Source organism: Thermosulfurimonas sp., from assembly GCF_015491435.1.
GTDB lineage: Bacteria > Desulfobacterota > Thermodesulfobacteria > Thermodesulfobacteriales > Thermodesulfobacteriaceae > Thermosulfurimonas_A.
Map to the genome: position 1 here is coordinate 1 of NZ_WFVX01000083.1, position 2,939 is coordinate 2,939.

5 protein-coding genes are annotated in these 2,939 nt (G+C 59.0%); 4 read left to right on the plus strand and 1 reads right to left on the minus strand.

Annotated features, from left to right (window positions below; translation table 11 throughout):
- The 4 genes from F8J34_RS03815 to F8J34_RS03830 all read left to right on the plus strand — a co-directional run.
- A partial coding sequence (locus F8J34_RS03815; protein WP_297056679.1) for an indole-3-glycerol phosphate synthase TrpC occupies positions 1-619 on the plus strand: 619 nt, incomplete at its 5' end.
- Positions 612-998, plus strand: a complete 387-nt coding sequence (hisI, locus tag F8J34_RS03820) for a phosphoribosyl-AMP cyclohydrolase (RefSeq protein WP_297056680.1) — start codon at positions 612-614, stop codon at positions 996-998. The genes F8J34_RS03815 and hisI, both read left to right, overlap by 8 nt.
- Positions 979-1,857: an ATP phosphoribosyltransferase gene (hisG, locus tag F8J34_RS03825; RefSeq protein ID WP_297056681.1), complete on the plus strand. Its 879-nt coding sequence runs from the start codon at positions 979-981 to the stop codon at positions 1,855-1,857. The genes hisI and hisG overlap by 20 nt, the downstream gene beginning before the upstream one ends.
- Before the next feature lie 28 nt (positions 1,858-1,885).
- Positions 1,886-2,644: a tetratricopeptide repeat protein gene (locus F8J34_RS03830; RefSeq protein WP_297056682.1), complete on the plus strand. Its 759-nt coding sequence runs from the start codon at positions 1,886-1,888 to the stop codon at positions 2,642-2,644.
- Here the strand turns inward: F8J34_RS03830 and F8J34_RS03835 are convergent.
- Positions 2,631-2,939 (minus strand): alpha-isopropylmalate synthase regulatory domain-containing protein (locus F8J34_RS03835; RefSeq protein WP_297056683.1); only part of this gene is annotated, 309 nt, incomplete at its 5' end. The genes F8J34_RS03830 and F8J34_RS03835 overlap by 14 nt on opposite strands.

Sequence of the window (2,939 nt, forward strand, 5' to 3'; positions counted from 1 at the left end):
GGAGATGTGTATAAGAGACAGTCTGTGCCCCGGACTTGATCCTCCGGGGCTGGCCCGATCCTACGTTCGGGGAGGAGCCAGGGCCATTTCCGTCATCACCGATGAACCCTTCTTTCGCGGTTCTCTGGAATATCTGGCTGCGGTGAGGGAGGCGGTGGAGATCCCCCTCCTCCGGAAGGACTTCATCCTGGATCCCATCCAGATTGAAGAGGCCCGGGCCTTCGGGGCCGACGCGGTGCTTCTCATCGTGGCCGCCCTTTCTCCGGAACAGCTGGGGGAACTCCTGGGCTACACCCGGCGCCTGGGGCTTTCGGCCCTGGTGGAGGTGCACGATGAGGAGGAGCTGGAGACGGCTCTTTCCGTCGGAGCCCGGATCATCGGAGTCAATAACCGTAATCTTCACACCTTTCAGGTCTCGGTGGAGACCACCCTGCGTCTTCTTCCCCGCATTCCCGCAGACAGGGTGGTGGTGGCTGAAAGCGGTCTTTCCGAGGCCTCCACACTCAGACGCCTGAGGGAGGCCGGAGTACATGCCGCGCTTATCGGTGAGGCCCTGGTAAAAAGCTCCGACCCGGAGTATCTATTGAGAAGCTGGTTGAGGGAGGTGAACCGTGCTTAGACCCGACTTCGAGAAGGGGGGAGGGCTGGTACCGGTTATCGTCCAGGATGCCGAGACCGGAGAGGTCTTGATGCTGGCCTACATGAACGAGGAGGCCTGGGAGAGGACCCTGGCCACCGGGAAGGCCCATTATTTTAGCCGCAGCCGGGGGAAGATCTGGCTTAAGGGGGAAACCTCGGGCTATGTCCAGGAGGTAAGGGATGTTCTCCTGGATTGCGACGCGGATACCGTCCTTCTCAAGGTCAAACAACACGGCGGAGCCGCCTGCCATACGGGTTATCGGTCCTGTTTCTATCGACGCATTCGAGGGGGACAGGTAGAGATCGTGGGGCAGAAAATTTTTGATCCGGAGGAGGTCTATGGGCGAAAGGGTGCTTAAGTTCGGGATTCCCAAGGGCAGTCTGGAAAAGGCCACCATCGAACTCCTGGAGAAATCCGGCTGGCGGGTCAAGGTGCATCACCGGAGTTATTTTCCGGAGATAGACGATCCGGAGATCTCCTGCGCCATCTGCCGGGCTCAGGAAATGAGCCGGTACGTGGAGGCCGGGGTGCTCGATGCCGGCATCACGGGCAAGGACTGGATCCTGGAGAACGACTCCAGAGTGGTGGCGGTAGCGGACCTCATCTATTCCAAGGTAAGCAAACGGCCGGCCCGCTGGGTGCTGGCGGTCCCGGCGGACTCGGATATACGGACGCTCGAGGATCTCCGGGGTAAAAAGATCGCCACCGAGCTGGTCAATTTTACCCGGCGTTATTTTGCCCAGCGAGGGATCGAGGTAGAGGTGGAATTTTCCTGGGGGGCCACCGAAGCCAAGGTAGTCCAGGGGCTGGCCGATGCCATCGTGGAGGTTACAGAGACCGGTTCCACCATCCGGGCCCATGGACTCAAGATCATCCACGAACTCATGGTCACCCATCCTCAACTTATCGCCAACGAGGAGGCCTGGAGGGATCCCTGGAAGCGGAAGAAGATCGAACAACTGGCCCTGCTCCTTCAGGGGGCTCTCAGGGCCGATCGCATGGTGGGCCTCAAGATGAACGTGGCCGAAAAGGATCTGGAGAAGGTGGTGGGTCTCCTTCCCAGTCTCACCGCTCCTACCATTTCCCGTCTTTATCAGGAGGGCTGGTTCGCCGTGGAGACGGTTATTTCCGAGGGGGAGGTGCGGGAACTTATTCCCCGACTTATCGAGGCCGGGGCCAAAGGAATTATTGAATATTCCCTGAATAAAGTGATATAAATAAAGAAAATTCCGAGAGGGGGAAGGTATGATCCGTTTGGTTCTGGGTTTCCTTTTACTGGTTTTGGCTGCCTGCGGGCCCTCGGCCAGTTATCATCAGCAGGCCTCGGCCATGCACCGGGAACTGGCCTATGTGTATCTCAAGGACAACCGCTATCCCGAAGCCCTGCGGGAGGCCCTCCTGGCCCAGAAGGAAAGTCCCCGGGATCCGGAGGTGTACAATCTCCTGGGCCTCATCTACATGGGGCGAAAGGAATACGATAAGGCCCGTCTGGAATTCGAGAAGGCCCTTCAGATCGATCCCCGGTATTCCGAGGCCTTGAATAATCTGGGGGCCCTGGCCCTGCTTCAGGGGCAATACGATCAGGCCATTTCTTATTTTAAGAAGGCCCTCGACAACCCCCTTTATCTCAATCCCTTCATGGCCCTCACCAATCTGGGCTGGGCCTGGCACAAGAAGGGAGACGACGCCAAGGCCCTTAAGTATCTCAATCGGGCCCTGAAGCTCAATCCGCGTTACTCCCGGGCCTACTATTATGCCGGTCTAATCGCCTTTCAACAGGGACGCTGGGAGGAGGCCAAGCTCGATTTTCGTCGGGCGGTACGCTTCAATCATGCGGATATGGCCTCCCGCTACTGGCTGGGCGAGGTCTATTTCCGTCTCGGGGATCTGGAAAAGGCCCGGCGGCTCTGGGAATCGGTAACCCAGCTGGCTCCGGAAAGCGAATGGGCCCTGCGAAGCGAGGAGAAATTGCTTCTGCTGAAGAACCTTTCTAGCGACACATAGGCCGCGCTTCCTCTACTTTTTGCTCCTCTTCGGCTTCCCGGGCCAGCTGGCGACGCAGGTCTTCCCCTTTCTCGCGGGAGGCCTCCAGACGATTCAGGGCATTTACCAGGGCCTTGATCCCTGCGGCCACGATGTCTCCGTCCCGCCCCAGGCCGGCGGTGCGTCTTCCGGAAGCATCCTCCAGGATCACTCCGCACACCCCTTCGGCCTCGGTGCCCCGCCCCAGGGCGTCGATATGGAAGTCCACCAGGCGAAGTTTTTCCCCTTTATCTTCTCCCTCTCCGAAGATATAGCC